This window comes from Streptomyces sp. NRRL F-5122, assembly GCF_001507435.1.
GTDB lineage: Bacteria > Actinomycetota > Actinomycetes > Streptomycetales > Streptomycetaceae > Streptomyces > Streptomyces lannensis.
On record NZ_LMWH01000284.1, the window covers coordinates 1 to 25,559 of the forward strand.

General features: G+C 68.7%; 24 protein-coding genes and 2 pseudogenes. 7 read left to right on the plus strand and 19 right to left on the minus strand.

Going from position 1 to position 25,559, the window contains the following annotated elements:
* Window positions 1-95 precede the first annotated feature (95 nt).
* The gene (locus tag ADL25_RS40370; RefSeq protein WP_059132918.1) at window positions 96-488 is read right to left on the minus strand and encodes a winged helix-turn-helix transcriptional regulator; all 393 of its coding nucleotides are present in this window, start codon (window positions 486-488) and stop codon (window positions 96-98) included.
* Window positions 489-647: 159 nt separating this feature from the next.
* On the opposite strand from ADL25_RS40370, the gene ADL25_RS40375 reads away from it, so the two are divergent.
* Both ADL25_RS40375 and ADL25_RS40380 read left to right on the plus strand, forming a co-directional pair.
* Window positions 648-1,376 carry an alpha/beta fold hydrolase gene (locus ADL25_RS40375; protein WP_059132919.1) on the plus strand — a complete coding sequence of 243 codons (729 nt, stop codon included), beginning with the start codon at window positions 648-650 and terminating at the stop codon, window positions 1,374-1,376.
* A 1,183-nt stretch (window positions 1,377-2,559) separates the two neighbouring features.
* Complete coding sequence (locus ADL25_RS40380) at window positions 2,560-2,850, plus strand: hypothetical protein (protein WP_059132920.1); 291 nt, start codon at window positions 2,560-2,562, stop codon at window positions 2,848-2,850.
* Window positions 2,851-2,874: 24 nt separating this feature from the next.
* Here ADL25_RS40380 and ADL25_RS40385 read toward each other — a convergent pair whose 3' ends face one another.
* On the minus strand, window positions 2,875-3,210 hold the full coding sequence (locus ADL25_RS40385) for a hypothetical protein (RefSeq protein WP_059132921.1): 336 nt from the start codon (window positions 3,208-3,210) through the stop codon (window positions 2,875-2,877).
* Here ADL25_RS40385 and ADL25_RS40390 point away from each other — a divergent pair.
* Window positions 3,201-3,524: a transposase gene (locus tag ADL25_RS40390; RefSeq protein ID WP_079050927.1), complete on the plus strand. Its 324-nt coding sequence runs from the start codon at window positions 3,201-3,203 to the stop codon at window positions 3,522-3,524. The two genes, ADL25_RS40385 and ADL25_RS40390, sit on opposite strands and share 10 nt — an antisense overlap.
* Before the next feature lie 132 nt (window positions 3,525-3,656).
* On the opposite strand, the gene ADL25_RS40395 is transcribed toward ADL25_RS40390, so the two are convergent.
* Together ADL25_RS40395 and ADL25_RS40400 are read right to left on the minus strand one after the other, a co-directional pair.
* Window positions 3,657-3,938 carry a hypothetical protein gene (locus tag ADL25_RS40395; RefSeq protein ID WP_059132923.1) on the minus strand — a complete coding sequence of 94 codons (282 nt, stop codon included), beginning with the start codon at window positions 3,936-3,938 and terminating at the stop codon, window positions 3,657-3,659.
* A 425-nt stretch (window positions 3,939-4,363) separates the two neighbouring features.
* Window positions 4,364-4,597 carry a hypothetical protein gene (locus tag ADL25_RS40400; RefSeq protein WP_059132944.1) on the minus strand — a complete coding sequence of 78 codons (234 nt, stop codon included), beginning with the start codon at window positions 4,595-4,597 and terminating at the stop codon, window positions 4,364-4,366.
* Window positions 4,598-6,181: 1,584 nt separating this feature from the next.
* Between ADL25_RS40400 and ADL25_RS40405 the strand changes: the two genes are divergently transcribed.
* Window positions 6,182-6,598 (plus strand): peptidoglycan-binding domain-containing protein, encoded by a 417-nt coding sequence (locus tag ADL25_RS40405; RefSeq protein ID WP_079050928.1) that lies wholly within the window; start codon window positions 6,182-6,184, stop codon window positions 6,596-6,598.
* Between the two features lie 202 nt (window positions 6,599-6,800).
* On the opposite strand, the gene ADL25_RS40410 is transcribed toward ADL25_RS40405, so the two are convergent.
* The 3 genes from ADL25_RS40410 to ADL25_RS40420 all read right to left on the minus strand — a co-directional run bounded on the left by ADL25_RS40410 (window position 6,801) and on the right by ADL25_RS40420 (window position 9,169).
* Window positions 6,801-7,874 (minus strand): helix-turn-helix domain-containing protein, encoded by a 1,074-nt coding sequence (locus tag ADL25_RS40410; RefSeq protein ID WP_199839298.1) that lies wholly within the window; start codon window positions 7,872-7,874, stop codon window positions 6,801-6,803.
* Between the two features lie 465 nt (window positions 7,875-8,339).
* On the minus strand, window positions 8,340-8,894 hold the full coding sequence (locus ADL25_RS40415) for a Uma2 family endonuclease (protein ID WP_059132925.1): 555 nt from the start codon (window positions 8,892-8,894) through the stop codon (window positions 8,340-8,342).
* Window positions 8,891-9,169, minus strand: coding sequence for a hypothetical protein (locus tag ADL25_RS40420; protein WP_059132926.1), 279 nt, complete (start codon window positions 9,167-9,169; stop codon window positions 8,891-8,893). Before ADL25_RS40420 ends, ADL25_RS40415 begins: the two co-directional genes overlap by 4 nt.
* 411 nt (window positions 9,170-9,580) lie before the next feature.
* Between ADL25_RS40420 and ADL25_RS47360 the strand changes: the two are divergent.
* Window positions 9,581-9,769 (plus strand): annotated as a pseudogene (locus tag ADL25_RS47360) (zinc ribbon domain-containing protein); the annotation flags it as partial.
* A gap of 16 nt (window positions 9,770-9,785) precedes the next feature.
* Here ADL25_RS47360 and ADL25_RS51250 read toward each other — a convergent pair.
* The 3 genes and pseudogenes from ADL25_RS51250 to ADL25_RS52490 form a co-directional block, all read right to left on the minus strand.
* Window positions 9,786-10,517 (minus strand): DUF2399 domain-containing protein, encoded by a 732-nt coding sequence (locus ADL25_RS51250; RefSeq protein ID WP_234381251.1) that lies wholly within the window; start codon window positions 10,515-10,517, stop codon window positions 9,786-9,788.
* A pseudogene (locus tag ADL25_RS51255) lies at window positions 10,481-11,050 on the minus strand (TIGR02679 domain-containing protein); the annotation flags it as partial. The pseudogene ADL25_RS51255 and the gene ADL25_RS51250, both read right to left, overlap by 37 nt.
* Window positions 11,040-12,212, minus strand: a complete 1,173-nt coding sequence (locus ADL25_RS52490; RefSeq protein WP_420711415.1) for an SbcC/MukB-like Walker B domain-containing protein — start codon at window positions 12,210-12,212, stop codon at window positions 11,040-11,042. The gene ADL25_RS52490 and the pseudogene ADL25_RS51255, both read right to left, overlap by 11 nt.
* Here ADL25_RS52490 and ADL25_RS47365 point away from each other — a divergent pair.
* Together ADL25_RS47365 and ADL25_RS40435 are read left to right on the plus strand one after the other, a co-directional pair.
* Window positions 12,123-12,368 carry a zinc ribbon domain-containing protein gene (locus tag ADL25_RS47365; RefSeq protein ID WP_420711416.1) on the plus strand — a complete coding sequence of 82 codons (246 nt, stop codon included), beginning with the start codon at window positions 12,123-12,125 and terminating at the stop codon, window positions 12,366-12,368. The genes ADL25_RS52490 and ADL25_RS47365 overlap by 90 nt on opposite strands.
* Window positions 12,369-12,588: 220 nt before the next feature.
* Window positions 12,589-13,206, plus strand: a complete 618-nt coding sequence (locus tag ADL25_RS40435; RefSeq protein WP_059132927.1) for a superoxide dismutase family protein — start codon at window positions 12,589-12,591, stop codon at window positions 13,204-13,206.
* Window positions 13,207-13,888: 682 nt separating this feature from the next.
* On the opposite strand, the gene ADL25_RS40440 is transcribed toward ADL25_RS40435, so the two are convergent.
* From ADL25_RS40440 to ADL25_RS40480, 9 genes are all read right to left on the minus strand, one after another.
* Window positions 13,889-14,815: an alpha/beta hydrolase gene (locus tag ADL25_RS40440; RefSeq protein ID WP_063805853.1), complete on the minus strand. Its 927-nt coding sequence runs from the start codon at window positions 14,813-14,815 to the stop codon at window positions 13,889-13,891.
* Window positions 14,816-14,863: 48 nt separating this feature from the next.
* Complete coding sequence (locus ADL25_RS40445; protein WP_059132928.1) at window positions 14,864-15,508, minus strand: LutC/YkgG family protein; 645 nt, start codon at window positions 15,506-15,508, stop codon at window positions 14,864-14,866.
* Window positions 15,505-16,944 carry a lactate utilization protein B gene (locus ADL25_RS40450; protein WP_059132929.1) on the minus strand — a complete coding sequence of 480 codons (1,440 nt, stop codon included), beginning with the start codon at window positions 16,942-16,944 and terminating at the stop codon, window positions 15,505-15,507. Before ADL25_RS40450 ends, ADL25_RS40445 begins: the two co-directional genes overlap by 4 nt.
* Complete coding sequence (locus ADL25_RS40455; protein WP_059132930.1) at window positions 16,941-17,705, minus strand: (Fe-S)-binding protein; 765 nt, start codon at window positions 17,703-17,705, stop codon at window positions 16,941-16,943. Before ADL25_RS40455 ends, ADL25_RS40450 begins: the two co-directional genes overlap by 4 nt.
* On the minus strand, window positions 17,702-18,616 hold the full coding sequence (locus ADL25_RS40460) for a carbohydrate ABC transporter permease (RefSeq protein ID WP_059132931.1): 915 nt from the start codon (window positions 18,614-18,616) through the stop codon (window positions 17,702-17,704). The genes ADL25_RS40455 and ADL25_RS40460 overlap by 4 nt, the downstream gene beginning before the upstream one ends.
* Window positions 18,613-19,545: a carbohydrate ABC transporter permease gene (locus ADL25_RS40465; protein WP_059132932.1), complete on the minus strand. Its 933-nt coding sequence runs from the start codon at window positions 19,543-19,545 to the stop codon at window positions 18,613-18,615. Before ADL25_RS40465 ends, ADL25_RS40460 begins: the two co-directional genes overlap by 4 nt.
* Entirely contained in the window at window positions 19,542-20,930 is a 1,389-nt protein-coding gene (locus tag ADL25_RS40470) for an ABC transporter substrate-binding protein (protein ID WP_059132933.1), read from the minus strand. The genes ADL25_RS40465 and ADL25_RS40470 overlap by 4 nt, the downstream gene beginning before the upstream one ends.
* A gap of 95 nt (window positions 20,931-21,025) precedes the next feature.
* Window positions 21,026-22,123 carry an enolase C-terminal domain-like protein gene (locus tag ADL25_RS40475; RefSeq protein WP_059132934.1) on the minus strand — a complete coding sequence of 366 codons (1,098 nt, stop codon included), beginning with the start codon at window positions 22,121-22,123 and terminating at the stop codon, window positions 21,026-21,028.
* 48 nt (window positions 22,124-22,171) lie between these two features.
* On the minus strand, window positions 22,172-25,543 hold the full coding sequence (locus tag ADL25_RS40480; RefSeq protein WP_079050929.1) for a discoidin domain-containing protein: 3,372 nt from the start codon (window positions 25,541-25,543) through the stop codon (window positions 22,172-22,174).
* Window positions 25,544-25,559 lie beyond the last annotated feature (16 nt).

Sequence of the window (25,559 nt, forward strand, 5' to 3'; positions counted from 1 at the left end):
GGCGTCGCCGCACTCCACAACCTCAAGCTCGACATCCGGTAAGCCAACCACCCCTCGCGGGGCAGCAGGTCCCGGCCGGCATTACGTGATGGCTCTTAGGTGGGTGATGTGTGGGGGCGGGCGTCGTACGTGGCGCGGGCGGCGTCGATGTGGGCCAGGTGCGTGATGCTCCACTCCAGTAGGGGTGCGGTGGCTTGGCGGAGGGTTTTGCCCATAGGGGTGAGTTCGTAACTGACGTGCGGCGGCATGACGTTGCGGACAGTCCGCGTAAGGATTCCGTCGCGTTCCAGGCTGCGCAGGGTGACAGTGAGCATGCGCTGGCTGATTCCGTCGACGGCGCGCTTGAGTTCGGTGAAGCGGAGTGGTCCCTGGCTGAGATTGCGCACGACGAGCAGTGACCATTTGTCCCCGACGATGTCGAGCACTTCGCGGGTCCGGCACGGGTCCTGTTGCCGTGCGGGTCGCGACTCGCTGCCGGCTGTGGCCATGGTTACCTCCAGAGAACCGGGGCACCGAAATGTGCCTTATTGCCCGAGACGTGGCAGGTGCGCCACGATGACTGTGGTTCTCAAAGAGTACTGAGGCACGAATAGGAACCATTACATTTTCGCCGCCTCCGCACCCCGAAGAGGAAGATCGTTTCCACCATGTCAACATTCCTGCTGGTCCACGGCGCTTGGCACAGCGGGCGGTGCTGGGAGCGGGTGGTCCCGCTGCTGGAGTCGGCTGGACACCGCGCGTTCACGCCGTCGCTGACCGGCTACGGCGACAAAAAGCACCTGCTCAGCCCCGAAGTGGGGCTCGACACGCACGTCGAGGACGTCGTCAAGCTGATCCACGAGGAGGACCTGACCGAGGTGGTCCTCGTGGGCCACAGCTACGCAGGACTGGTTATCTCGTCCGTGGCCAACGAGGTCCCGGAACGGATCGCACACCTGGTGTACCTGGATGCGATGGTCCCGGAGCACGGCGAGACCGCCATCGACGTCCAGCCTGTGACGCAGAACCTGATCGACCTGGCCGCGAAGTCCGACAGTGCCTGGCGCGTTCCACCGCTGCCCGAGATGCCCGCCCCTCTCGGCCTGTTCGGGGTCACCGACCCGGCGGACGTCGCATGGTTGCGCGCGATGCTCTCTGACCAGCCGGTGCGCTGCCTGCAACAACCGGTCCGGCTGGACAACCCGGCCGTGGACAGGATTGCGCGTACGCACATCCACTGCGTCGGCGTAATGCCGGAGGGCATCACGCGGCGGCCCGTCCCCGCGATACAGCCCAATGGTTCTCCGGCACGGGTGTGGGAACTGCCGACCGGGCACGACTGCATGATCACCATGCCAGCAGAGGTGAGTGAACTGCTGCTCAAGCTCGGCCTTTAGCTCTGGGATCGATGGCGAGCCTCCATACAGAAGTGCCACTGCTGTTCCCGGGCCCGTGCGACGGGTCCGGGAACAGTCCACTCGGTGCAATGCGTCAGTCGGCCGCGGCGAGTAGACCAGCCGTCGAGCGCAGGAGTTGCCCGCTTCAGTCCGCACCTATGTTTTTGGATGATCTGGGCTGCAGGAGGCCATCCGTGTCGTAGTGCGCCCGAGTGATCGAGATGTGCCGGAAGGCTGACAGCCTCACAAGGGCGGGAGCCGCAGGGGCCCCCAGGGGGACCAGGCTTCTGCCCCGCTCCCCATTCCTGGGGCGCCGCGGTAGCGGGCTCTCTGACCCGCGTCGACACGTACACGTTGCGCTGACCGTAGTCTGCTGCAGGTCGCCGGTGTCCATGTCGTCCGGGCCTGCTGGCTACACCCTCGATGCCCGCGCAACGCCTCGCGCCCTCCATACGGCTACGCGGTATGGAGGGCGTCTGCATCCGCGTCTGCCGTGCCCAAGGGGCGAACGCCGACCCTGTCCGCCGTTGGACCTTCTCGCGAATCGCCGGTAGGGCACGGCATCCGCAACGTGCCCGCTTGCCCTGTTACGGTCGCCATGCGGACCGGGTGCTCCACCCCCCCGGGCGCCCGGCCCGCGCATCCATCGCGTGACGTCCCCGGCTGAGACGGGAGGCGAAGGCGTCGCGTGGTGCTCGCCGAGCAAGCCATAGCTTCACTCGGTAATGCTGCGGTGGGACGCGGATGGTCGAGTAGCCACCGGCATGCGCGGAGTCTCTGCCACTGCAGGGGCAGAGACTCCGCGCATGCCGCTGATGGGCTGTACACCGATGTCAGCTTGGGTGGCGGGCTTCAGCTTCCAGCCGTTGTCGCTGCATCCGCGTGCAGCGGTGGAAACCGGTGCCCCTTTGACGGTGACGAGATCACCCGCTTTAGCGGCCTGTCGGGCGATTGCGGCAGAGTGTGCCACCGCCACTCGGTGCTGATGCCGCCCGGTCAGCCCCTCGCTTCTGCGCGGACAGTCCGGTGAAGCCGAGGTGCAGGACGCCCTGTGTGCCGCAGTGCGTTTCGAACGTGGGGTGGGCCAGTTTGCGCGGATGCCGTACGTGTCTTCCTCAAGGGCCTCGCCGCCGCCGACGAATAGGCAAACGGCATCGAAGCTTTCCACACCGCCTTCGGCGGGGTGCTCCAACTCAGGTCCCGGCTGCTGCTCATGTACGAGCGTTTCGAGCAGGCCCTGGCCCACTCCTTGGCCGAGGAGAGCAAGGCCGGGCATCCGGCACCACGCCTCGTCGCAGCCCAGGTCATCTCGCTCTTCCAACTGGTCACCAGCGAGGAGGCACGCGAGCGCGTCGCCTCTGCACCAGCCGACGAGCCCCGCAATGCACTGAACGCCTGGATCGATGAGTCAGCCGTCCTTCTGGCAGAAGGCCTTGCGGGCTACGGCATTCGAACGAGTGCCTCTGCCTCCTGACTGAGCGATCCGCCCGAGCATGGCTCAGCCCGAGGACGCGGGCCTGCGCAACAGCCACTGACCGAACGTCCGACGCGGGGGCCGCACCACCACCTTGCCGTGGGCCTTCTGGCCGACCAGCTCCACGCGCAGCGTGGTCGGTGCGTCCGGGGGCGTCTGCGTGCGGCGGTGTCTGAGCTTGCAGTGGACCAGGGTCAGGCCGTCGACATCGACCTCGACGCCCGGCCTTGTGATCAGCGTCAGGCTCTTCCCCGTCATGGCCACGTCGATCCGCAGGGTGTCCTGCGTGATCACGGCCTCGGTGAAGTCCAGCGTCACGTCGCACCAGGTCACCGCGAGTTCCAGGCTGCGTGGCAGCACCCAGCGCCTCGTCCGTCACCGCCCGGAGGGAGTACGGGATCGAGTTGGTGGGGCCGGTCGGACTGGACACCTGCCACGAGAACCACGAAGGCGAGCACTTCACGCAGAGCGCCTTCACCATCGACTGGAAGGCCCGCAAGGTCACCTGCCCCGAGGGCAAGATCAGCGCCAGATGGTCCGACCAGCGAAAGAGCAGCGGAACTCCCGTCGCGCGGGTGCACTTCACCGCTCAGGACTGCGGCAGTTGCCCCGTGCGCGAAAAGTGCGTGGTCGCCATCATCATGAACCTGCCAGTACGACAGGTTCTTCGGTAGTGGTCTTCACCCTGTCGGTGATCTGCGTGCTGACCTTCCTCGCGGGGGTAGCCGTCCGCGAGCGGGTGCCACGGCACGCCGCGGCCCTCCCCTCCGGCGGCGCATCGACGGCGGGGCAGTCGGTCACGACGGTCAGGTCGTCATCACGGCATCGCAGTCGGGGCAGACCACGGACGCGTACTGTGCGGGGTACCAAGGCATCTCAGGGTTTTCGGATGGCTTGTGGCAGTCCGTCTCCATAGCGAAGGTGTCCTTGCCGCACAGAGTCCGCGGTCCCGTCGCGGTGGGCGTCCCCGGGGCGGTGGGCGCCGCATGCACCCGGCGGACGGTCCGTGCCTCACCAGGCGCCCCGCCCGGACGGGTGCGCGGGCCCACCGGCTTGTCGAGCTCGTACACAACGACGATCGCGCCCATGCCTCCACGGTAGACGGCCCCACGGCGATCCGCGGTAGGCGATCGTGCTCCGTCTGGGGCTGAGCGTGGCGGTAACAGCGCTGCAGTGGGTTTTCTTTCAGTAGGCACCGGCTCGGCCGGTCGAAGAACCGGTGGGCCCACCGCTACCGCCGCCCTCGGCTCCGACGGCCGGCGCCGGGAAGAAGACCCCCTCACCAGCCCCGGGCAGGCCGTGTCGGGCCGCCGTAGCGGTGCGGTGCGGGCCGGCCGTGACTGGTCTACGAGGACATCGCCGAAGGACGCATCCATCGGCCGTACGAGCACCGCGATGCGATGTATCGAAAAGAGCGGGAGCAGGCGGCCGGGCATCCGGACGCACCGATGCCCGGGGAGGCCGAGAGCTCGGTCCAGGCGGCGGTCAGGAACGCCAGGTCCGCTCGTGCGGGTCAGGCGTGGTCGACGAGCTCTGCCTTGCCCCGCTGGCGGGCGCAGTGCGCACAGCAGAAGAACTGCCCGTCGGCCTGGAGGCCGTGACCGAGAATGCGGCATTGGCAGTTGTTGCAGATCGGCGCCATCTTCTGGGCGGCGCACTCGAGGCTGTCGAAGGTGTGGACCGCTCCCTTGACGTGCACCTCGAATGCCATTTCGTAGTCGTTGCCGCAGACCTCACACACGGCCATGGACGCCCAACTCCTCAACGCTTCTCGGACAGGACCGCTACCGGTACCAGCAACCGCCAGCGTTCCACGACGGTAGTGAAGAGCCACCCCGGTCCTCGGGCGGCACCTGGCCCTGCAGCCCGAGTGGCATACAGGAATCACTCGGCCGGGCGCGAGAGCCGCGCCTGTCCCGCCGACCTCATCGCCTTCGAGGAGAACCTGAGCGCCGACCGCGCGGACTGGCGTATCACTGACCTGATCCGGCATGCCGAGCAGTGTGGTGCGCCCAACCCGGGCGTCGCCTGCCCGGCGCCCGGGGGTCAGGTTGCTGGACGTGGAGTTGAAGATCACACGTCGGCCGTCATCGAAGAGCCGCACGAGAGCGGAGTAGCCGTCGCCCGCGGTGCCGTCCGCGCTGGTATCCGCCCGGCGCGCTTGGCCGGTGTCCACGTCCTTGACGTACAGGCCCTTGTAGGCCTCGTCCTTGCGCAGGTCGTATGCGACGTAGCGGCCATCGGCGCTGAGGCCGCGGCCGTTGATGGTGTCGGCAATGCCGGAGGGCACGATCTCCGTCTCCGCGCCCGTCGTCAAATCCCGCTCCAGCATGCGGGTCAGCCTCGGTTCACCTGCGCTGCGGTGGTCGACGGTGTAGGTCACATGGTCGCCGTCCGCGCTGATCGCGTTCACCACGCCTTCCTCCTTCCAGTCGAGGTCGGATGGCGCAGAACCTGGCCACAGCATCTGCAGTTCGCCGGTCATGCGGTCCCACACGTAGGGGCGGAGATTGTCGCCCATCGACACAGCGACACGGCGGCCGTTGGGGCTGATCCTTGCGTTGCCCGTGATCCTCCCCTTGCCGGGGATCTGTACCTGCCTGCCGGTTTTGACGTCCTTGAGGAAGACGCAGTGGGGCACGGTCAGCGGGCACCCTTCGCGCGGGCCGTTGGTCTGGTACGCCACGTACCGCCCATCGTCACTGACGGTCGCGTAGTACGAATATGTGGTCAGCTCGGTGCCGTCCGCCTCGCTGCTCACTCGCTGCACGCCACCGGTGCCGTGGTCAGGCGTGGCCGACGCTGACGGCTGCGATGCCAGGCACAGCGCGGCTAGCACCACTGCGGTCGCGCCGATGCGCCGTAAGCCTGCGGATGGCCTTGCCTTCGTGCAGTCCCCCATGATTTGCCCCTCGTGGCACGTTCCCCCAGCCCTGCGCCAAGGGCTCGACAGGATGCAAGCGCACCACGTGTCGCGGGGTCAACCTGTCGTAATGCGTACCACTTGGACGGGGGTGGGGTGTCTGGGCGCGGGGTCACACGCCCAGACACCGAGCCGGTCGCGGCCTGTCCAACCTCAGCGGTGCCGGTTGTTGCGGTGCGTCCGAAGATGCCGCCATTCCGGGAAGAACACGCGGGAGAGGGTGAGGTGGGGGCAGCCAAGGTGGCACGCATGGTCAAGCACCTGACACTCGCTGGCAATGACGGGCTTGTCGGGACGCGCGAGAGTCAGGAGGCCCGCGGGTCCGCAGTGTGATGGCCACTACGCCTGAGCGCGTTGTGGTGGCTTGAGGACGGCGGAACCTGCGCCGTCAAATGATTGGAGACGAGCATGCGACTCAAGCGAGCTATCGCCGCAGCAGCGGCGGCTGTCCTCCTCCCGCTCGGAGGGGCTGTCGCCATGGCGGCCCCGGCCGCTGCCACCGGCCCTTGCTCCGGGTCCACCTGGTTCAACTACGGTGGTTACTGGCACAGGATTCCCACGACGTCCGACAACAGCGGCAACCGCCAGTGTCACCTCCAGCAAGGCCTCGTCGGTGGCGGGGTGGGGGAGCTTCAGCGGAACCTGAACCGCTGCTACAACCAGGGCCTGGCCCTGGATTCCAACTACGGGCCCGCGACAGCCCGGGCCGTACGCAACGTGCAGAGCCGCCTCGGTATCTCCGTGGACGGGATCTTCGGCCCGCAGACTTCCAGCGCCATGGTGTGGGCCAAGTTCGACTCGGCCGGCAACTACTACGGCTGCTAGCGAGTAGATGCCCTCGCCACAAGCCCTGCAGATCTCACTGCGGGGCTTTCTCGCATCGCAGCCTGGGCCGGCCCGGGCCCGCTGAGGCACACCCGGTACTCGACCGACCTCCCCGAGTACGCGGCGAAGCACTCCATTCCCGGGATGAGCAGGCACTTTGCGGTCAAGTGCGCCACCGGCATACCCGGTCGGTGGCGCTGACTCATAGGCCGCCGCGATCGTCGCCCAGCATGACCCGCCCCAGATCGTCTGCGAAGGCCTCGCGTTCCTCTGCTTGGCTTTGTTCCAGCGACACAGCAGCCTGCAACGGCCGGCTGCTCAGGGCTCGATGCCGGTAGTCACCGGGGGGCATGCCGTAGGCGGCGCGGAAGGCACGGTTGAAGTGTGAGGGGTCGGCGAACCCCCAGCGGGCGGCGATGGCACGGGCCGGGCGGTCGTGCAGGAGGGGGTCGGCCAGATCGCGACGGCAGCGCTCCAGCCGGCGGGCGCGGATCCACCCGGCGACCGTCAGATTCTGCTCCTGGAAAAGCCGGTGCAGGGAGCGCAGGGAGATGTTGTGGGCGGCAGCGATCGCACCCGGAGACAAATCCGGGTCCCCCAGGTGACGCTGAACGAAGATGCGGATCTCCAACAGGAGCGCCCGGTGGCGGGCTTGGAAGGGCACCGATGCGTCGGCATCGAGATGGTGCGCGAGGAAAGCGGTCAGCAGGTCGAGCGTGCAGGTGGCCAGGCGCGGGCCATCGGCCATGGTGTAGGAGGCGCCGGCCGCGGCCGCCTGCGTGAGGTAGCAGGACAGCACGGCGCCCATCCCGTCGCGTCCGGGCAACCGGACGGCGTTGAGCTGGTCGAGCCGGTTGGCGGGCAGAGGCAACAGCGACCGGGGAAATTGGACCATGACTCCCCTCACCATCTTTGGTCCAGCAGCCGTCCAGCCGTGCCAGGGACGTGAGGTGTCGTAGAGCATGACATCCCCGGGACCGATAGTGGTGTCCCGGCCGGCCTGGAGTATTCGGTGGCCTCCACGCAGGGTCAGCATCAACTGGTAGCAATCGGAATCGGACCGCCGGATCAACTGCGCCGATCGCCGAGTTTCCAGCGACGGGTAGGCCAGCTCCGAAATCTGCACCCCGCCCAGGTCCAGGACTCGCGCGCTTGCCCGGAAGTCCGCCTCGTGGTCGCTGCGGATGGTGTTGGGTACCAACGCCCTGGCTGTCATGTCGTGCCAGGAGCCGAACCGCTCGACCACCGGCAGATCCTCCGTCCGGAAGTCCGTCACCAGCACCGTCCATCCCCCCTCGCAAGAGCGAGCCGGGCACCTCTGCAGGCGCCCTCGGCATCCAACTCCCCGTCAACAAAAGCAACCAAAGGGTTCTACCCGCCACGCCGGGCGGCTTGGTGATCTGAAAGGGGCCAACTTCGGCCAAGAAAAGTGGCGGGGACTACGCGGCTTGCTGCGGAAGAACTCGCCAACAGCTCGCCCTCGTAAGGATCGGTGGCCTCACCGGATGGCGGCGGGTAGCCGTGTCTCCCGGGGATGCTGCGGCCTCGATCGGAAACCTGAGGTTCGGTGCAGGCGGTGGCGGGACGGTGCACAGCGGAAATCGATGACGCCGTTCGGAGTCGTGATGAGAACCCTCTGGACAGCGGGCTGGCGCCCGCCCTCGGCATCATGACCGACGTGGACGCGGCGCCTGCATCTCAGCGGGAAAGGGCTGACGCGCCGGGGGTGCGGACCTTGCGGCTACAGGCTGCTCGTGTCCAAGTCGATTCCGAACGGAGCGGGCAAATGCAGCCCCGTGCCGAAGGGGTGCGGTCCGTCCGCCTTCGTGTAGCCGAGGCGCCCGGGATCCGAGAACAGGGTGACGCTGCGCTCCATCCGGTCGACCAGGAGGTAGAGCGGCGCCCCGTATTCGGCGTACCGACGGCGCTTCACGACACGGTCCGTGTCTGCGTTGGACTCCGACGTCACCTCGACCACGAGAAGCGTCTGATCGGGCAGCAGGGCGCCGCTCCCCTTGGCGATGTCGAGCGGCACCACGGCGATGTCGGGTACGTACCAGTTCGCCGAACCAGGAAGGTCCAGATTTCCCGAGCCGGTGACACAGTCCAGCTCCCGCACCCGCGGCTTGATCTGGTCACGGATCGCCTCGGCCGCCGCCTCGTGGTCCCAGGTAGGTGACACGGGCTCGATGGCTCCTTCGATGATCTCGACGCGGCCGCCACGCATGTGCTGAACGGCGTACTTCAGGGCCCGCTCGGGGTCAATGCCCATCTCGTAGTCGACGGCTGCACTCATGCGACGTTCCCCCCCTCGGGGGCCTGCTTTGCCTTGTAGGCGGCGACGAGCGCGGACGCGTGCTGCGGGGTCCAGCCGAAATGCCGGGCAACGGCGGACGCCCCGCCCCGTCCCAGGCCAATAGCGACCTGCGCGGCCAAGTCAGCAAACTCCTCACGCCGGATCTCGACCCTCCTGAGGGCCTTCTCAATGGCACCCTGTGCCTGGTCGAGCCGGCGCCGCTGCACCTTGCTCAGCTCGGCGAGCGGGGCGCGTGTTCGGGGTGCGTCGGTCATGCACTCAGCCTGCCGGACAGCCCGATTCATTTCAAGTCGACACTTGCACTTGAGGGGGGCGACCGAAAGGAATGATCAAGGGTAAAACGGCAGGTCAAAAGAGGTTTCATCATCGTCGGAGATGACCGGATGACCGCCAGTGCGCGCCCTCCTGTACCGGCAGCAAGCACGACCGGATCACTCAGCTTGACTGTGTCGGGGATCTTGGAGTTTCGCGGTACGGCAGCGTGATCAACGGGCATGCTCGGGGCTGTTCCAAAGGTCCCTGCGATTGTCGAGGTGCTCGTTGTCCCTCCGTCCCCGTTCCGGTGAGCAAGTCCCGTCTCTGACCGCGCAGATCGCACGGGCGAGCAACCCGGGCGGCACGACGGCGATGTGGGTGAGAGACCGGCTGGACGGGCTGTGGCACAAGTGATGGCGGTGGACCCCCGTAACACCTCACGGCAGTGCCCCGAATGCGGGCACACCGCTAAGGAGAACCGGCCCACCCAGGAAAAGTTCCACTGCGTCTCGTGCGGCCACTCGGCGCACGCGGACACAGTGGGCGCGATCAACGTTCTACGGTCCGGGCTGGTCCGTCGCGACGCCAACCCGGCATAGCGAGAAACCCCCTCATTCATGAGGGGGAGGAGTCACCGGCTTCAGTGCGGGTGAGGTCGGCCAGGAGCGCGGGCAGCAGGCGCTCCTCCATGACGGCTTGTCCCGACTCCTTCATGGCTCGCGCCAGTTGGGGGTCCCACGGGCTTGCCGCCGGCGGGCCGCCGAGAGGTGTGGACTGGCCCTGGCAGAGGGCTTCCCGGTAGTCGGCGGTGGTCATGCGCCAGGGTTGGGCCCCATGGCGTTCCACGGCAGTGGCGGTGATGCGCAGGCCCGCCCAGTCGAAGTCGGCCCGCCAGTACAGCCGGGCTCCGGCGCGCACCGCGTCGGCGAGCAGTTTGTGGCAGGCGGCGGACGGTACGCCCTCGGTGCACACCAGGGTTGGGCTCGCGGCTTCGAGTTCGGCGGCGGCCGCGCGCAGGACGGCCGGGTTCTCGCACACGAAGATGTCACCGGCGGGGACGACGGGGCTGGATGCGAGTTGGTGGAGGGTGAGCCGGAACGGGATGCCGAAGTCGGCGGCATCGCGCAGCCAGTCGCAGACCACCGTGTCGCCCTCGGGGCGGACACCCAGGACGAGGACCTGGCTGGCGAGGTCGTCGGCGATGGCGCCCGCGCTCTCCCACAGGGCGCGGCGTCCGGCCCTCTCGCGCGGGACTTCGTCGCCTGTGCGCGCTGGGCGAGGGCGCGCAGGACGAGCTGTTCGAGTGGGGTGCCGGGGACGAGGGCTTTGGTGTCGCCGGTGGCCCATTCGGCGAGGACCGGAAGCGGCAGGATGCGGGAGAGGTCCTCGGGGAGTTTTTCCAGGACTCGCACCGCCGCGTCGATCAGGGGTGCGTCCCCGCGCCGCAGAAGGCGGGTCAGGGTGCCGTCGGCGGCGAGGCGGTCCAGCCAGGCCGCGAACCAGCTCTCGGTGGTGAGGCGGCTGGAGTGGGCGGAGGTCAGGACCTGTTCGCGGCGGGTGTCCTCGTCGGCGCGTTCGGCGGGCCGGTCGCGCAGGGGGCCGTTCAGGTGGCCGAGGGTCTGGAGCAGGCCGGTGCCGCAGCGGTCGTACAGGTAGGCGTCGAGGGCGGTGAGAGGGACGGCGAGGCGTTTGGCGGTCTCGGGACGGTAGCGGCCGGTGACGCCGATGACGGTGCGGCGCTCGGCATCGCTGGGGGCCAAGAGGCCGATCTCGCCGTCGAGCGCGCCCGAGGTACGTTCCAGCTTGCGGCGGGTGGCGGCCAGCAGCCGGGTCCAGCCCTCACCGTGCAGTTCGTCGTAGCTGTGCTGCTCAGTCGGCAACGGTGGCCTCCTTCGAGCCGGGGACGCGTCGGGTGCCGGGTGAGCCGAGGGCCGCGGTGAGGTCGCCGATGTCGTCGGCCAGCAGCTTCTCGCCGTCCCAGAGGAGCAGCAGCGTGGAGACGGTGTGGTCGATCGCCGAGTGCGCGAGGTGGTAGTGGGCGGCGGCGGGGACGGAGGCGTGTGCGGCCCACAGGTCGTATCCGGTCATGAACAGGTCGAGGTCGAACTGGGCGGCCAGCGACATCAGTTCGCCGCGGCCGGTGTCGTCGACGCCGGCGAACGCCTCGTCCAGGGCGAGCAGCCGCGGGGAGTGCGGGTGTGCGGAGTTGAGCATGGCGTGCGCGGCGGCGAACAGCGGCAGGTGCAGCGAGACGGACTGCTCGCCGCCGGAGAGGCGGCTGTGACGGGCGCGGGTGAGCCGCTCCTCGCTTCTGTCGGGGCGTACGAGCTGGAAGGCGAACTGCCGCCAGCGGCGGTAGTCCAGCACCTGGGCCAGCAGTTCGCGGTAAGGCAGGTCGCGGTGACGGGCGCGGGCGTTCTTGATCTGCGCGGCGAAGTGGGCGCGGATCCGGGCGAGCCCGTCGGGGCCGAGCCGGGCGGCGTCCGCGTCAAGGAGGGTGCACACGGCGCGCTGCTCGACGTCGAGGTCGTCGGCGAGCAGCCAGCTCACGCCGACCGTCGTGCCGGAGGACATCCTGCGTTCGCGCATGTCGGTGTTCATGCGCCGGATGAGGTCGCGGGCGTCGACCGCGCGGTCGTGGATCTGCTGGGCAAGTCGGGTGAGCAGGGCGTCCTCGAGAATGCGCTGCTCGGAGTCGCTGAGCAGTTCGGCCTGGTCACGGCGGTGCTCGGCGATCTTCTCGGCGAAGGAGGCGACGGGCAACGGGCCTTCCTCGTCGGCGACGCGGACGAGGATGACGCCGTCGGAGCCGTCCCATTCGGGCCGATAGTCCTGTCCGGCGGCGGCGAGCTGGGTCTGCAGGTCGTCCAGGTCCTTCGTCAGGCGGGTGACGGACTGCTTGACGCTGGTCTCGGTGGGGGCGAGGTCGCGGGTGGCGGCCTGGACCGCTTCGTGGACCGCTACCGCCGCGGCGGGCAGCTCCTGACCGGCCCAGTCGGCCTCCTGGGCGGGCCAGGAAAGCAGTGCTGCGAGTGCGGCCACATCGACAACAAGAACCGGGCAAGCCAGGCCCTCTTCACCTGCCGGAACTGCGGGGTCGTTGCCCACGCGGACCGGAACGCTTCCCGCAACATCGCCCGTAGGGGCGAGGCTGCGTGGACTGCGGGGCGTGAGTCACGCGTCCCTGCCACCCCATAAGAGGTGCTGGACGGAGGAGCCAACCCAGCAGCCAGTTGGGCACTACCTCCAAGCCCGGTCCTTCCGGTGCGCCTGCCGCTGTGGGGGTTTCGAGAGTGCGCCTGCTCGACCGCTTCACTCCAACGGACGCCTTCTACGCGTGGCGCGCAATCGTTGGCCCGTACGGTGGGACGGCCATCGCGCCAGACCGCCCATCACGCTTCGTCGAAGGAGACCGCTCATGAGGATTCTTCGTAGAGCCTCCGCCGCCCTTGCCGTCACAGCAGTGCTCGCGGTGCCGACCACATCGGCATTCGCCGATGACGGCTCCCGCACGGTGAAGGTGGAGGGGCAGTTCGTGCCGTCTTCGCCGTTCCATCCGTCGAAACCGCTGACGTACGACTCGAAGACGGTGCCCGTGGGCGCTCGCATTTCCGTCGTCGAGCAGGTGGGCGGTCTCGTCGGCGGCGCGACCACCAGCGTTCGGCTCCAGGTGAGCGGGCTGCTCCCGAACCACGTGTATGGAGCGCATGTGCACTCCAAGCCGTGTGGCCCCACCCCGGATGCCTCGGGTCCGCACTACCAGAACGTCAAGGACCCGTACCAGCCTTCTACCGACCCTGCCTACGCGAACCCCGAGAACGAGGTGTGGCTGGACTTCAAGACCGACGCCCAGGGCCGTGCCACCGCCGAATCCCGGCATGACTGGGCGTTCCGGCCGGGCGAGGCCCGGTCTGTGATCATCCATGAGCACGGGACGGCGACGAAGCCCGGCGAGGCAGGAATGGCTGGGGCGCGGCTCGCCTGTCTCACGGTGCCCTTCGCCGGCACGACCGACGAGGCAGGCACCGGCCAATAAGGCCGGCCAGCCATGGGGGCGTCGGTGGCCGGTAGCCGGTGCCCGGCCACATTGCCGTCAGTCGCCGACGCTCCACGTGGGCTCCTCATGAGCGACCATACCGGGCGCGATCTTGCGGCTCTGTCGGGAGGTAGAGCAAAAATCTACGGACGCCCGCGCGAGCGGCCCAAGCGACTCTTCGCCGACCGGGGCTACACGTACTGCCTCCTGCGCTGGAAGCATCAAGCCTCTCATCGCCCGCCGCGGCGTTCCCCACGGCTCCGTGGGGCTGTGGAGTGTGCAGGGCGGTCCCCGTACTGTTCGCCGCCGCGGCCGCCCTTCCCGATGTGGACGGCACGTGTGCCCGGGGGCTTCAGCGGGCCGGGTACCTCAGGGGTTGGGTGACAGCGGCCTGCTGGCGCCAGGCGTGCAGGTGGACGGTCGGGGCCGCCGACCCCGTCTCGATGTCCCGGAGCGGGACCGTCGGTCGGTGCCTGGAGTGAGGCGGTCCCGACCAGTGGCAGGGAGGAGAACACGCACGCCACAGCAGGCAGCCTGGTCGGTAGGGCTGGAGGAAAGGAATGCGGGCCTCTGGCGTCGAGTAACCCCCGAGCCGGTGTCAGAGGCCCACACTGTCAAACCTGGCGTGCGCCGGGCTGGGCTCACTCGGCCGAGCGCGGGGTCACTGGGCAACCGGCCGGATTCACGCGGTCCGGTCGGTCGCGGGGCGGCGCAGGTGATGGGCGAGGAAGGCGACACAGCGGGCGACGACCGGAGCGACGTCGGCGTTGAGGAAGATGTGCTCGGCGCCCGGTACGGCGACGAGCTCCGCGTGGTTGCCGGCGGCCCTCAGGAGTCCGGCCAGGCGCTCGCTGTGCTCGAAGGGGACGAGCGTGTCGTGGGTCCCGTGGACCAGGAGGAAGGGCGGTGCCGGAAACCGCGCGTAGCTGACCGGGCTGGCGGCTGCCGCCAGGTGCGGCCGGTCGGCCGGGTCGCCGCCCAGGAAGGTGACGAAGGGGTCGTGGGGGCCGGGCGCGTCTGGCAGCAGCGCTCCCACGTCGGTGATCCCGTACCAGTCCACGACAGCCCCGACCGTCGTGTCGCCCTGCGCGATCCCTTCCGTTCCTTCGAGCGAGGGGTGGACTGCGTCGGTGAGCCCGGCCAGCGCGGCCAGGTGCCCGCCGGCGGACTCGCCCCACAAGCCGATCCGCGTCCGGGCGATCCCGAGCGTCCCTGCGTAGTGGCGCAGGTAGCGGATGGCCGCCTTGATGTCGTGCAGCTGGGCGGGGAAGGGGGCTTCGCGGGCGTGGCGGTAGTCGATGGTGGCGACGGCGAGTCCGGCCCGCAGCAGGGAGCCGAACAGGAGGTCCGCGCTCACGGTCGGCGGCGGGTGGCGCCGGTCGCCCTCCATCCAGGCGCCGCCGTGGATCCAGACCACTACCGCGGGAGGTTCGGCAGCCGCCGGCACGGACAGGTCCAGCAGCCGCGGCCGGTAACCGGAGTTGGTGGCGTAGCTCAGCCCGTCGTATCGGCGGACGCCGTCGGCGGCGGTGGTGGGGGCGGTCGGTGGGAGCTGTACCGGCGGTAGGGAGAGCTCGGCCGGCGGCCAGGCGATGGGCTCCGAGGGCAAGGCTGCTCCAGGTGTCGTCGGGTGAGGGGTACGCGGCGCCGGTGCGGCTCAGGGGTGGACGAGGACGACGTCGAGGATGCGGGGGCCGTGGACGCCTTCGACGCGTTCGAGTTCGATGTCGCTGGTGGCGGAAGGACCGGAGATCCAGGTGAGCGGGCGGTTCGGTGACAGCCTTGCTACGGCGGCCGGAACCGAGGCGACGACCTGTTGCGGAGCGCGCACCACGCAGAGGTGGTGGTCGGGGATCAGGCTCAGTGCACGCCGGCCCTGCCCTGGCCCGCCGTCCAGCACGATCGTGCCTGTCTCGGCGATGGCCAGCGCACACCCCGTTACCACGCTGTCGGCTGCGTCGCAGGCGCGCGGGCTCAGCGGCGGGGTGTCGGTGAGCTGTTCGATAACGGCCTGGGACAGCCACTCCTCGGGCAGCCCCTGAGGGACGACGACCGTACGCGCACCCCGCCGGGCCAGCACCGCGGCCACCGTCCCGGGCACAGCGGCTCGGTGGCACCGGTGCACGGTCGCGCGGTACTCGGTGAGATGGTCCTGGAGCAGGTCCAGCAGTTCACCGGGGTCGTGGGCGGTGTGTGCGGCCCGGTAGTTGCGGGCGACGGGGACGTCCTCGGGCCCCTCTTGGCGGGGGACGTCGCTCAGGGCCCTGCGGATACGGCCGAGCACCATGTCCCGGCTGCTCATGGGCGCTCCTTGGTCGTTCGGTTGGCGCGCCACCAGTCGCGGAAGGGTGCGGCTGGGATGCGGGGCAGATCGCGGGACTCGCTCCAGGCACCGCTGCCGGGTCCGGGCAGGCGGCGGGGGTGCAGCCGCCGGGTACGGGAGGCGGTGCGCTCGGCCGCGGCGAGAACCGCCGGATGGTCGAGGACCCAGCCGGCCGCGCGTATGGCGGCCTTCTCCAGCCGGTGGCCCGCACCGCCCTGCTCGGCCACCCGTTCGCGGAGGTGGACGAGGACTTCGGGGATGTCGATGGCGACTGGGCAGACCTCGTAGCAGGCGCCGCACAGGGAGGAGGCGTAGGGCAGGGAGGCGTCCAGTTCGGTGCTGGTGCCGCGGAGTTGGGGGGTGAGGATGGCTCCGATGGGGCCTGGGTAGGGCGAGCCGTAGGCGTGGCCGCCGGCGCGTTCGTAGACGGGGCAGACGTTGAGGCATGCGGAGCAGCGGATGCAGCGCAGTGCCTGGCGGCCGACTTCGTCGGTGAGGGTGGCGGTGCGGCCGTTGTCGAGCAGGACCAAGTGGAATTCCCGGGGCCCGTCGCCTTCGGTGGTGCCGGACCACATCGAGGTGTAGGGGTTCATTCGCTCGGCGGTGGAGGAGCGGGGCAGGGTCTGGAGGAAGACCTCCAGGTCCCGCCAGGTGGGTACGACTTTCTCGATGCCCACCACGGAAATCAGCGTCTGGGGGAGGGTCAGGCACATCCGGCCGTTGCCCTCCGACTCCACGACGACCACGGTGCCCGTTTCGGCAACCATGAAGTTCCCGCCGGAGACGGCCACTTTGGCGCGCAGGAACTTCTCGCGCAGGTGCAGGCGGGCGGCCTCGGCAAGTTCCGCGGGATCGTCGGTCAGGGGCTCGGGCGCCGGGCGCCCCCACTGGCTCATGCTCTCGCTGAAGATGTCCCGGATCTCGGCGCGATTCTTGTGGATCGCCGGTACCAGGATGTGGGAGGGAAGGTCGTCGCCCAACTGCACGATCAGTTCGGCGAGATCGGTCTCGTACGCGGTGATGCCTTCGGCGGCCAGGGCTTCGTTGAGGCCGATCTCCTGGGTGGCCATGGACTTGACCTTGACGACCTCGCTCTCCCCGGTGGCCTTGATCAGGTCGGCGACGATCCGGTTGGCCTCGGTGGCATCGGCCGCCCAGTGCACCACACCGCCGGCTCGGGTGACTGCTGCCTCCAACTGCTCGAGGTAGTGGTCGAGATGCCGCAGTGTCCGGTCCTTGATCGCGGCTCCGGCAGCGCGCAGTTGCGTCCAGTCATCCAGCTCTGCGATGGCCTGCGCGCGCTTGGCGCGGATGGTGCCGGTGGCCCGGGTCAGGTTCGCCCGCAGACGGGTGTCCTGGGTGGCGGCGGCCGCCGCGCGGGGGAAGGCGGGCATCCCCAGGTACGTACCGGTCATTGCAAGGGTTCCGTCCGGGTGGAGGCAAGGATTTCGGCGAGGTGCAGCGGACGCAGGTCACTGCCCTGGCGGCGCAGCATCCCGTCGAGGTGCATGAGGCAGGAGTTGTCGGCGCCGCACAGCACGCGGGCGCCGGTGGCCTCGGCGTTGCGGATCTTGTCGGCGCCCATGGCGGCCGAGACATGGGGGTTCTTCACCGCGAAGGTGCCCCCGAACCCACAGCACTCGTCCGCGCCGGGGAGTTCGACCAGTTCCAGGCCTTCGACTGCCTCCAGCAGCCGTCGGGGGCGGTCGCCGAGTCCCAGCGCCCGCAGTCCGTGACAGGACGGGTGGTAGGTGACGGTGTGGGGGAAGTACGCGCCGACGTCGGTGACGCCCAGTACGTCGACCAGGAACTCGGTGAACTCGTGGACCCGGCCGGCCAGCGAACGGGCCTGGTCGGCGAGGTCGTCGCCCCGCCCCTCGGCGGCGGCACGCGAGCCGAGCCGAGGATAGTTGTCGCGGACCATGGCCACGCAGGAGCCTGACGGGGCCACCACGTGGTCGTATCCGCCGAACGCCTGCGTCATGCGGCGCACCAGCGGCTCGGCCTCCCGGCGGTAGCCGGTGTTGTACTGCGGCTGGCCGCAGCAGGTCTGCTCGAAGGGGAAGTCCACCTCGACGCCGAGCCGTTCGAGGACGGTGACGGTGGCGATCGCCGTGGCGGGGTGGACGGCGTCGTTGACGCAGGTGGGGAAGAGGGCGACGCGGAGGGAGTTCATTCCTTGGTCGCTCCGGCGAGCATCCCGGACACCAGTGTGCGCTGCGAGAACAGGAAGAGCACCAGAACGGGCAGGATGGCGACGATGATCGCCAGGGCCAGTTCCGGGATGGTGATGTTCAGACCGGCACCGGCAACGGGGTTGAAGGACGGCGTGGAGGTCAGCAGCTGGTTCAGGCCCACCTGGACGGGGAACTGCTCGCTGTTCGGCAGGACGAGGTACGGCAGGAAGAAGTTGTTCCAGTTGCCCACGAAGCTGAAGAAGGCGACCAGTGCGACCACCGGCTTCGCCAGCGGCAGCGCGATGCGCGAGAAGAGCTGCCATTCCGTACAGCCGTCGATCCGTGCGGCCGACAGCAGGTCCTTGGGCAGGCTGCTCCCGAAGTAGATGTACACGAGGTACACGCCGAACGGGTAGAAGGAGAAGGGCAGGATCACCGACCAGATGGTGCCGATCAGGTGGAAGCGGTTGAGTTCCAGGAAGACCGGCAGCACCAGGGTGGCCTGCGGCATGATCATCGTGACCAGGGTGATCATGAGGAGCGTCTTGCGTCCGCGGAACTTCGTCAGGGCCAGTGCGTACCCGGCGGGCACGCTGACGACCAGCGTCAGGATGAGCGAACCACCGGAGTAGATGGCCGAGTTGCGCAGCCAGGTGACCATGGCGCCGTCCTGGAAGGCGAACAGGTGCCGCCAGGCGGCGCCGATCTGCCGGAACGAGCCGAAGGAGAACGGGTTGTCCTGCACCACTTGGCCGGCGGTCTTCGACGGTGCGAGCAGCAGCCAGATCACCGGCAGCACGAAGAACACCAGCAACAGGGCCAGCAGGAGGCCCACTACCAGGAAGGAGGCGGCCCGGGAAGGGGCGAAGCGCCGGCCCGCCGCTGCCGAGGGGAGAGTGGTCTGTGTCATTTCTCGTCCAACTTGAACAGGTTCGATCGGGCCACCAGTAGTCCGGCCGCCAGGAGTCCCAGCGCCAGCAGGAAGACGGAGATGGCGGCGGCGCCGTTGAAGTCGCCCTGCTGGAAGGCGTAGACGTAGGCGAGCTGGTTGGGTGACCACGTGGGGCTCACCCGGCCGAGGCTGGCGGTCTGGAGCAACTGGGGCTCGACGAACAGTTGGGTGCCGGTGGCGAACGCCATGATTGTCATGTAGACGATCCACTGCCGGATCATCGGGATCTGGATGTGCCAGGCGGTGCGCCAGGGCCCCGCGCCGTCCATTCGGGCGGCTTCCAGCACCTCGTCGGGGATGTTGTTCAGCGCCCCGTACATCACGACCATCCAGCCGCCGGCGCCGGTCCAGAAGGCGATCAGCATGAGGATCAGCGGCAGGTTGCCGGGCGAGAGCACGGCCGCGAAGGTCTGCAGTCCCAGGCTCTTGAGCATCCAGGACACCGGGCTGACGTCGGGGTCCAGCATGAACAGCCAGACCAGGACGCTGGCGACCCCGGCGAGGGCGCCGGGGATGTAGTACAGGAAGCGGAAGAGCGCTGAGGTGCTCGGCCGCACTCGGCTGCGCAGGACCACCGCGACCAGGACCACCAGGACGACGAGTGTGACCAGCCATAGGACCAGGTAGATCAGCATGTTCGTGAAGGCCGGCACGAAGCGGTAGTCCTGGGCGACCTTCAGGAACTGGTTGAGTCCGGTGAACTGGCCCTGGTCGTTGGTGAGCGCCAGGTAGAACGAGTAGCCGGTGGGGAAGATGCCGAACGCGAGCAGCAGCACCGCGTAGCCGGCGACGAAGAGGTAGCCCGCGAGACCGCGGCCCCTCCGCCGCGGCGTGATGCCGCGGCGGAGGGGGGAGACGGCGACACGCTCGGTCTCCAGCAAGGTCATTGGTTGACCACCTGGTATCCGTGGGCCTTCGCCTCGTTGCTGATCTCCTGCTGCCACGCCGGCAGGGTCGAGGTCAGGGTCTTGCCGGCGGTCAGGGCCGGCAGCACGACGCTGGACCAGGCGGTGGCGTCCGGGAACTTGGTGTTCGACCAGCCGGTCCACACCTCGTTGGCGGCCTCCTGGAAGGGCTTGCTCACGTCGTTGGCGAAGTAGCCGCTGTTTGCGGGGTTGGCCAGCCAGGCCGTGGCGGCCTTGGTGTAGGCCGGGTAGGTCGGCGCGGACGTCTGGTTCTCGTCGGAGGTGGTCAGCCAGGTGGCCAGGTCCGTGGACGCCTTGAGGTTGGCGCTGTGGGAGGACACCATCCACACGCCGCCGCCGACGTTTCCGGTGGCGGCCGTGGTCTCACCCTTCCAGGTCAGCGGGGACGCCGCGGCGATCTGCTTGGCCGGGGCGTTGAAGGCGGCCTTGAAGAGGTACTGGCCGTACCAGGACGGGCCGTACGCCATCAGGACCTTGCTGCCGCTCTCCTTGGCGAAGCCCTGGCTGAAGAAGCCCTTGGTGGTGACGGCCTTGGCGGAGATCAGCCCGTCCAGCAGCGTCGCCATCCGGGTGCAGTTCGGGTCCTGCAGGGCGCTGCGCAGGGTGTCCGGCTTCGTCAGGCTGAATGCCGGGCACTGGCCGGACCAGAAGTACGACTCGTGGGAGTTGGTGTCGCCGACCGAGCCGACGAGGTAGCCGGGGTGGTCCTTGGCGACCTGCTTGCCGAGGGCCTCGTAGTCCTCCCAGGTGGTGGGGACCTTGTAGCCCCACTTGTCCATGAGGGTCTTGTTGTACCAGAGGACGACCTGAGCGATGTCGTTGCGCAGGCAGTAGGTGTGGCCGTTGAACTGGCAGGGTGCGAGGGAGCCCTTGGCGAAGCCGTCCAGCGTGCTCTGCGGGACGAGTTTGTCGTCCAGGGGCGCGGCGAAGGGCTGTGCGCCGGGCTTGGTGGGCTCCGACGCCCAGGTCACGTCGGTGGGTGAACCGAACACCACGTCCGGCCAGCCGCTGCCGGTCCGGTCGAAGAGCTGCACCTTCGTCTGGAGATACGTGGAGCCGTCGGCACCGCCGTCGTACGTGACGATCTTCATCTTCACGTTCGGGTGCGACTTCTGGTAGGCCTGCACCGACGGCAGGCGGGTCGAGTCGGCCCACACCGTGATCTGCGAGCCGTCCTTCTGCGTGGCCGGCTTGAACGCCGGCTGCGCGGACGAGGACGACTGGGCGGTGGTGTCGGCGCTGGCGCAGCCGGCCAGGACAGCCGTTGTGGCCAGGGAGAGCGCGGCCGCCGTGGTGCGCAGCACTGGGCGGCGTCGGCCGATTCTCGGAGATCCGGAAGACCTCATCGTCTTGCCTTTCTTGTTTCTTGCGTGGGACAGGTAACGCGCCTGATGGGGGGCGCCGGCTGCGGTGGCGGTCCGGGCGGACGGCCACCACCCGGTCAGCGCGGCTGCTCGACGAACGGCAGGAGTTCCTTGCCGTAGCCGAAGTCGAGCGGGAGGGCTATGCCAGGCCCCGTGGGGGCGTGCACCAGGCCCTGGTCGTCCACGTGGCGCTCGCGGACGACCTTCGCCGCGGTCACCAGGGACTCGTAGTAGGTGGTGTTGGAGATGGCCATGCACAGGTGGTGGTTCGGGATGTCCGAACCGTGCACCTCGGCCCGCAGCCGGTAGGCGTCGGCGAGGTGTGCGGTGCGCATGGCGCCGGTGATGCCGCCCCGGAGGGTGGTGCCGGCCCGCACACCGAAGGTGGCGGCACCGGCCCGGATGAAGTCCGCGGAGTTCATGTGTGCTCCGTCGGAGGTCTCGGCCACCAGCAGCGGTATGTCCACGGCCGCTGCCAGCCTCTGGTACGCGGAGATGCTGAACTCGCGCATCGGCTCCTCGTACCAGAGGTAGTCGGCCTCCGAGAGCGCCCGGCCCAGGCGGATCGCGTCGGGCAGGTCGAAGCCGGCCGACCCGTCGTACATGAGGGGGATCGACGGACCGACGTGGTCGCGCAAGGCCAGGCACAGCTCGACGTCACGGCGGGCGTCGCCCCAGGCGTGCAGCTTGATACCGCGGTAGCCCAGTTCCAGGCACTGGTCCGCCACGTCGAGGAACTCCGCGATGCTGGAGAACGTCGAGGTGGAGGCGTAGGCGGGGATCGCCTCTCGGAAGCCGCCCAGCAGGCGCCAGACCGGCTGGCCGTGGTACCGGCCGGCCAGGTCCCACAGGGCGGTGTCGATCAGGCCCAGGGCGGGGAGCGGGAGCTCGTGGATACGGTCCAGCTCCCACACCCGGTGCCACAGCCATTCCCGCTGGAGCGGGTCGGCTCCGACCAGTTCGTCACGGAAGACCCGCTCCACCAGGTCCCGCAGGGTGGCGAAGGCTCCGGGCCGGGCGAACAGCGCCACCCCCTCGGCTCCCTCGTCGGTGCCGATGTGCAGGACCGCGCCGTCGCCCACCGGAGCGCTTCCGCTCAGTCCGTCCCTCCAGCGGAAGGGCGGGCTGGCCGCCGGAACGTCGATCCGGTGTACTTCGACATGGGTGATCTTCATCCTGATGTCATTTCTCTGTGAGCGGGCCGGCTCCAGGGGCGGTACGGGTCAGAAGTCGCCGTATGCCTGGAGCTCGTAGATGCTGCCGCCGTTCCAGCTGGAGCCGGTGACGGTCAGCCGCAGGTAGCGGGCGGTGACGGGCGCGTCGGCGAACGAGTAGTTGGTCGCCGACGCGGTGTTCTGGGAGGTGTGGTCCTCGAATGTGGACCACGTGACGCCGTCGGCGGAGTACTCGAGCAGGTACTTGTAGCCGCTGGGCTTCTCGAAGGTGGTCACCACGCTGGAGACCGACGTGTCCTGGCCCAGGTCCACCTGGATCCAGGAGGGGTCGGGCAGCCCCAGGCCCTGGGCCCAGCGGGTGGACAGGTCGCCGTCCACCGCCTTTTGAGGGGTGTTGTCCTCCGAGTACGAGGAAGCAGTGACCGCCTTGTTCTGCGCCAGGTCGTGGTCGGCGGGCATGGTGGTGACGGCCGCCGGGCTGGGGTCGGAGGTGTTCAGCGCGGCGTCGCGGGCGATGACGGTGAAGGAATACTGCTTTTCCGGAGTCAGGCCGGAGACCCGCAGGGTCGTGGCGTCGGTGACGGCGATCCGCTTGCTGTCCTGGTAGACGGCGTAGGTGGTCACGCCGGTGTCATCGGTGGCTGCGGGCCAGGTGAGGTCCGCCAGACTGGGCAGCAGGGGCTTGACGGTGGGCTGCCCGGGGGCCGCGGGAGGCGTGTGGTCGGAACTGGGCGCCCTGGGCGTGCCGTAGACCTGGAAGTCGTAGATGCTGCCGCCGTTGCCGCTGGAGCCGGTGACCGTCAGCCGCACGAAGCGCCCGGGGACCGGATCGGCGGTGTGGGAGTAGTCGGTCATCTCCGTGGTGTTCGCGGAGGTGTGGTCCGCCAGCGTCTGCCAGTGGACCTCGTCCGGGGACACCTCGATGCGGTACTTGTAACCGCTGCTCTTCTCGAAGGTGGTGATCGCGCCGTTCACGTTGTACTGGGCACCGAGGTCCACCTGGATCCAGGAGGGGTCGGGCAGACCGAGGCCCTGGGCCCAGCGGGTGGACAGGTCGCCGTCCACCGCCTTTTGAGGGGTGTTGTCCTCGGAGTACGAGGAGTAGGTGACCGGCTTCTTCAGTGCCAGGTCGGAGCCGGAGGGCATGGTGACCTGCAGTGCCTGGCTCGGCTGGGACTCGTTGCCGGCCGCGTCACGGGCGGTGATCCGGAAGCTGTACGTCTTGCCGGCGGTCAGGCCGGACAGGCGCACCGAGGTCTTTCCGGAGGCGCTGATGAGCGTGCCGTCGCGGTAGACGGAGTAGCCCGTGACGCCCGTGTCGTCGGTGGACGCCGGCCAGTTGAGGTCCGCGATGGTCGGGAAGTCGGTGACCGCGGCCGGGGTGCCGGGCGCGGTGGGCGCCTGGTGGTCGGTGACGTCCGGGCCCGGGTCGAGGTGACGGTAGCGCGGCTGGAGACCGGCGTTGTTCACGATCGAGGCCGGAAGCTGGTCGCAGGAGCCGACGGTGATGTTGCCGGTCACGGTGTCGCCCGTGCTGTTGGCCTGGGTGCTGAACCTGGGCTGGGTGGTGAAGTTGCCGGTGGCCGTGATGTCCATGCCGTGGTTCATCAGCAGCCACTGGTACGACACGTCGCAGAGGACGTTGCCCGTGTTCTGCCAGTAGCGGCTGCCCTCGTCGTGGTAGATGGCACCGTAGGCCGGCGCTGGAACGCCGTGGATGTAGTTGCCGGAGACGACGCCGCCGGGGTTGGTGCTGAGGGTGTAGATGGCGCCGCCGTCGGCCTGCGACTTCATGATGTCGGAGATGTCGTTGTCGGTGACTTTGTTGTCCCGGCTGGTGGTGTCGGTGTCCCAGACCGGTACGCCGGAGTTGCCGGGGTAGTTGGTGTCGCCGCCCTTGTCGGTCAGACCCCAGCCCCAGCCGACGGAGATGCCGCTGTAGGGCAGGTCGTAGACCTTGTTGTGGGTGATCACCGTGTGGTCGGTGTAGCCGGCCAGGATGCCCAGCGAGCCGTTGTACTGGTCGGCGACCTGGGTGACAACGTTGTTGTCGACCGTGGTGTCCTTGGTGATGTCACGCGGGTCATCGGGGTGGGCGTCGATCACGTCGGTGCCGCCGATCTGGATGCCGGTGGCGGCGATCTGGCGGAAGACGTTGCCCGTGATGTCGGTGCCCTGGGTGCCGGTGTTCAGATTGAGACCGACCGCGCCGAGGTGGGTGAAGGTGTTGCCCTGGAAACCGACGCCGTGGCCGTAGCTCACGTTGACCGCGCCGGGCGTCTTCTGCCACTTCAGACGGGTCGAGTCGAAGTCAGGGTTGTTGTCACCGACCATCCGGAAGCCCGCCTGACCCTCGATGAGGCCCTCGGACGAGCTGGGGGCGAGCCAGGTGGAGTACGAGAAGGTGATGCCCTCGAAGGACACGTCGGTCACCGGGTCGGCCCTGGTGCCCTTCAGATCGACCAGGTCCTGCACGCGCGGCACCGTGACGGTCGCGGTGGACAGATCCTGACCGTCCTTGGGCATGTAGTAGACCTCGCCCGCGCCCTTGTCCAGGTACCACTCGCCGGGAGTGTCCAGCAGCTCGCGGGCGTTCTCCAGCCAGGTCGGATTGGTGATCTCCTGACCCTGCTGGAGGTTGGCGTTGTGCCAGCAGGGCTGCTGCATCGTCATCGTGTTGCCGGAGATCGACTGTACGGGGCAGCGCATGAGCTTCCAGCCCCAACTGCTGACGACCTCCAGGTCCGAGGGACGCTTGTAGCTGCTGAGGCTGCTGTCGGTGAAGGTGTAGCCGGTGGACGTCTTGCTGAAGCCGGCCGGGTTCTTCCCGCCCCGCGCCCGGGTCTCCAACTCGCCGTTCACGTAGAGCTGACGGGTGTCGAGGTCGCCGACCTCGGCCTTGTAGACCTTTCCCGACGAGTCGGCCGGGGTCCAGCCGGTGACCTGCGTGCCGCCACTGATCACCGGGTGCGCGCCGGGCGCGGCCTCGTAGATGACCCGGTGCCCGGCACTGCCCGAATCCTGGGCGGTGAGGGTGAAGGTCCGGCTCAGCCGGTAGGTACCCGACATCAGCCGCACGCGGACATCGCCGGAGACCTTCTCCTTGACGCCACGCACGTAGTCCCGTGCGTGTTCCAGCGTCTTGAACGGATGCTTGGCGCTACCGGGGCCGGCGTCGCGGCCGGTAGGCGAGACGTAGACGTCCAGGCCCGGCGCGTTCGAGGGGGACGCCTGGGCCGGCACGGCGGCCAGGGGCGCCGTTGTCGCTGCGAGGGCCAGTGCACCCACGAAAACTCTTCGGAGCGGCACAAATATGCGTGTGGAAACAGACGGTACAGACACAGGAATCCAATCGCCTGAATGAGGTGACGTCCGGGAAACCGCTCGTCCTGCGGATCCTTCGGCGTTGGGCGGCTCCATCCGCGAGCCGTGGCAC

Excerpts from the sequence above, each read along its gene's own strand:
- ADL25_RS40450 (WP_059132929.1), bottom strand. The coding sequence starts at position 16,944 with ATGACCGGTACGTACCTGGGGATGCCCGCCTTCCCCCGCGCGGCGGCC.
- ADL25_RS40415 (WP_059132925.1), bottom strand. The coding sequence starts at position 8,894 with ATGAGTGCAGCCGTCGACTACGAGATGGGCATTGACCCCGAGCGGGCC.
- ADL25_RS40400 (WP_059132944.1), bottom strand. The coding sequence starts at position 4,597 with ATGGCCGTGTGTGAGGTCTGCGGCAACGACTACGAAATGGCATTCGAG.
- ADL25_RS40455 (WP_059132930.1), bottom strand. The coding sequence starts at position 17,705 with ATGAACTCCCTCCGCGTCGCCCTCTTCCCCACCTGCGTCAACGACGCC.
- ADL25_RS40445 (WP_059132928.1), bottom strand. The coding sequence starts at position 15,508 with ATGAGCAGCCGGGACATGGTGCTCGGCCGTATCCGCAGGGCCCTGAGC.
- ADL25_RS40370 (WP_059132918.1), bottom strand. The coding sequence starts at position 488 with ATGGCCACAGCCGGCAGCGAGTCGCGACCCGCACGGCAACAGGACCCG.
- ADL25_RS40470 (WP_059132933.1), bottom strand. The coding sequence starts at position 20,930 with ATGAGGTCTTCCGGATCTCCGAGAATCGGCCGACGCCGCCCAGTGCTG.
- ADL25_RS40375 (WP_059132919.1), top strand. The coding sequence starts at position 648 with ATGTCAACATTCCTGCTGGTCCACGGCGCTTGGCACAGCGGGCGGTGC.
- ADL25_RS40460 (WP_059132931.1), bottom strand. The coding sequence starts at position 18,616 with ATGACACAGACCACTCTCCCCTCGGCAGCGGCGGGCCGGCGCTTCGCC.
- ADL25_RS40395 (WP_059132923.1), bottom strand. The coding sequence starts at position 3,938 with ATGGGCGCGATCGTCGTTGTGTACGAGCTCGACAAGCCGGTGGGCCCG.
- ADL25_RS40420 (WP_059132926.1), bottom strand. The coding sequence starts at position 9,169 with ATGACCGACGCACCCCGAACACGCGCCCCGCTCGCCGAGCTGAGCAAG.
- ADL25_RS40405 (WP_079050928.1), top strand. The coding sequence starts at position 6,182 with ATGCGACTCAAGCGAGCTATCGCCGCAGCAGCGGCGGCTGTCCTCCTC.
- ADL25_RS40475 (WP_059132934.1), bottom strand. The coding sequence starts at position 22,123 with ATGAAGATCACCCATGTCGAAGTACACCGGATCGACGTTCCGGCGGCC.
- ADL25_RS40465 (WP_059132932.1), bottom strand. The coding sequence starts at position 19,545 with ATGACCTTGCTGGAGACCGAGCGTGTCGCCGTCTCCCCCCTCCGCCGC.
- ADL25_RS40435 (WP_059132927.1), top strand. The coding sequence starts at position 12,589 with ATGAGGATTCTTCGTAGAGCCTCCGCCGCCCTTGCCGTCACAGCAGTG.
- ADL25_RS40480 (WP_079050929.1), bottom strand. The coding sequence starts at position 25,543 with ATGGAGCCGCCCAACGCCGAAGGATCCGCAGGACGAGCGGTTTCCCGG.
- ADL25_RS51250 (WP_234381251.1), bottom strand. The coding sequence starts at position 10,517 with ATGGGCCACCGGCGACACCAAAGCCCTCGTCCCCGGCACCCCACTCGA.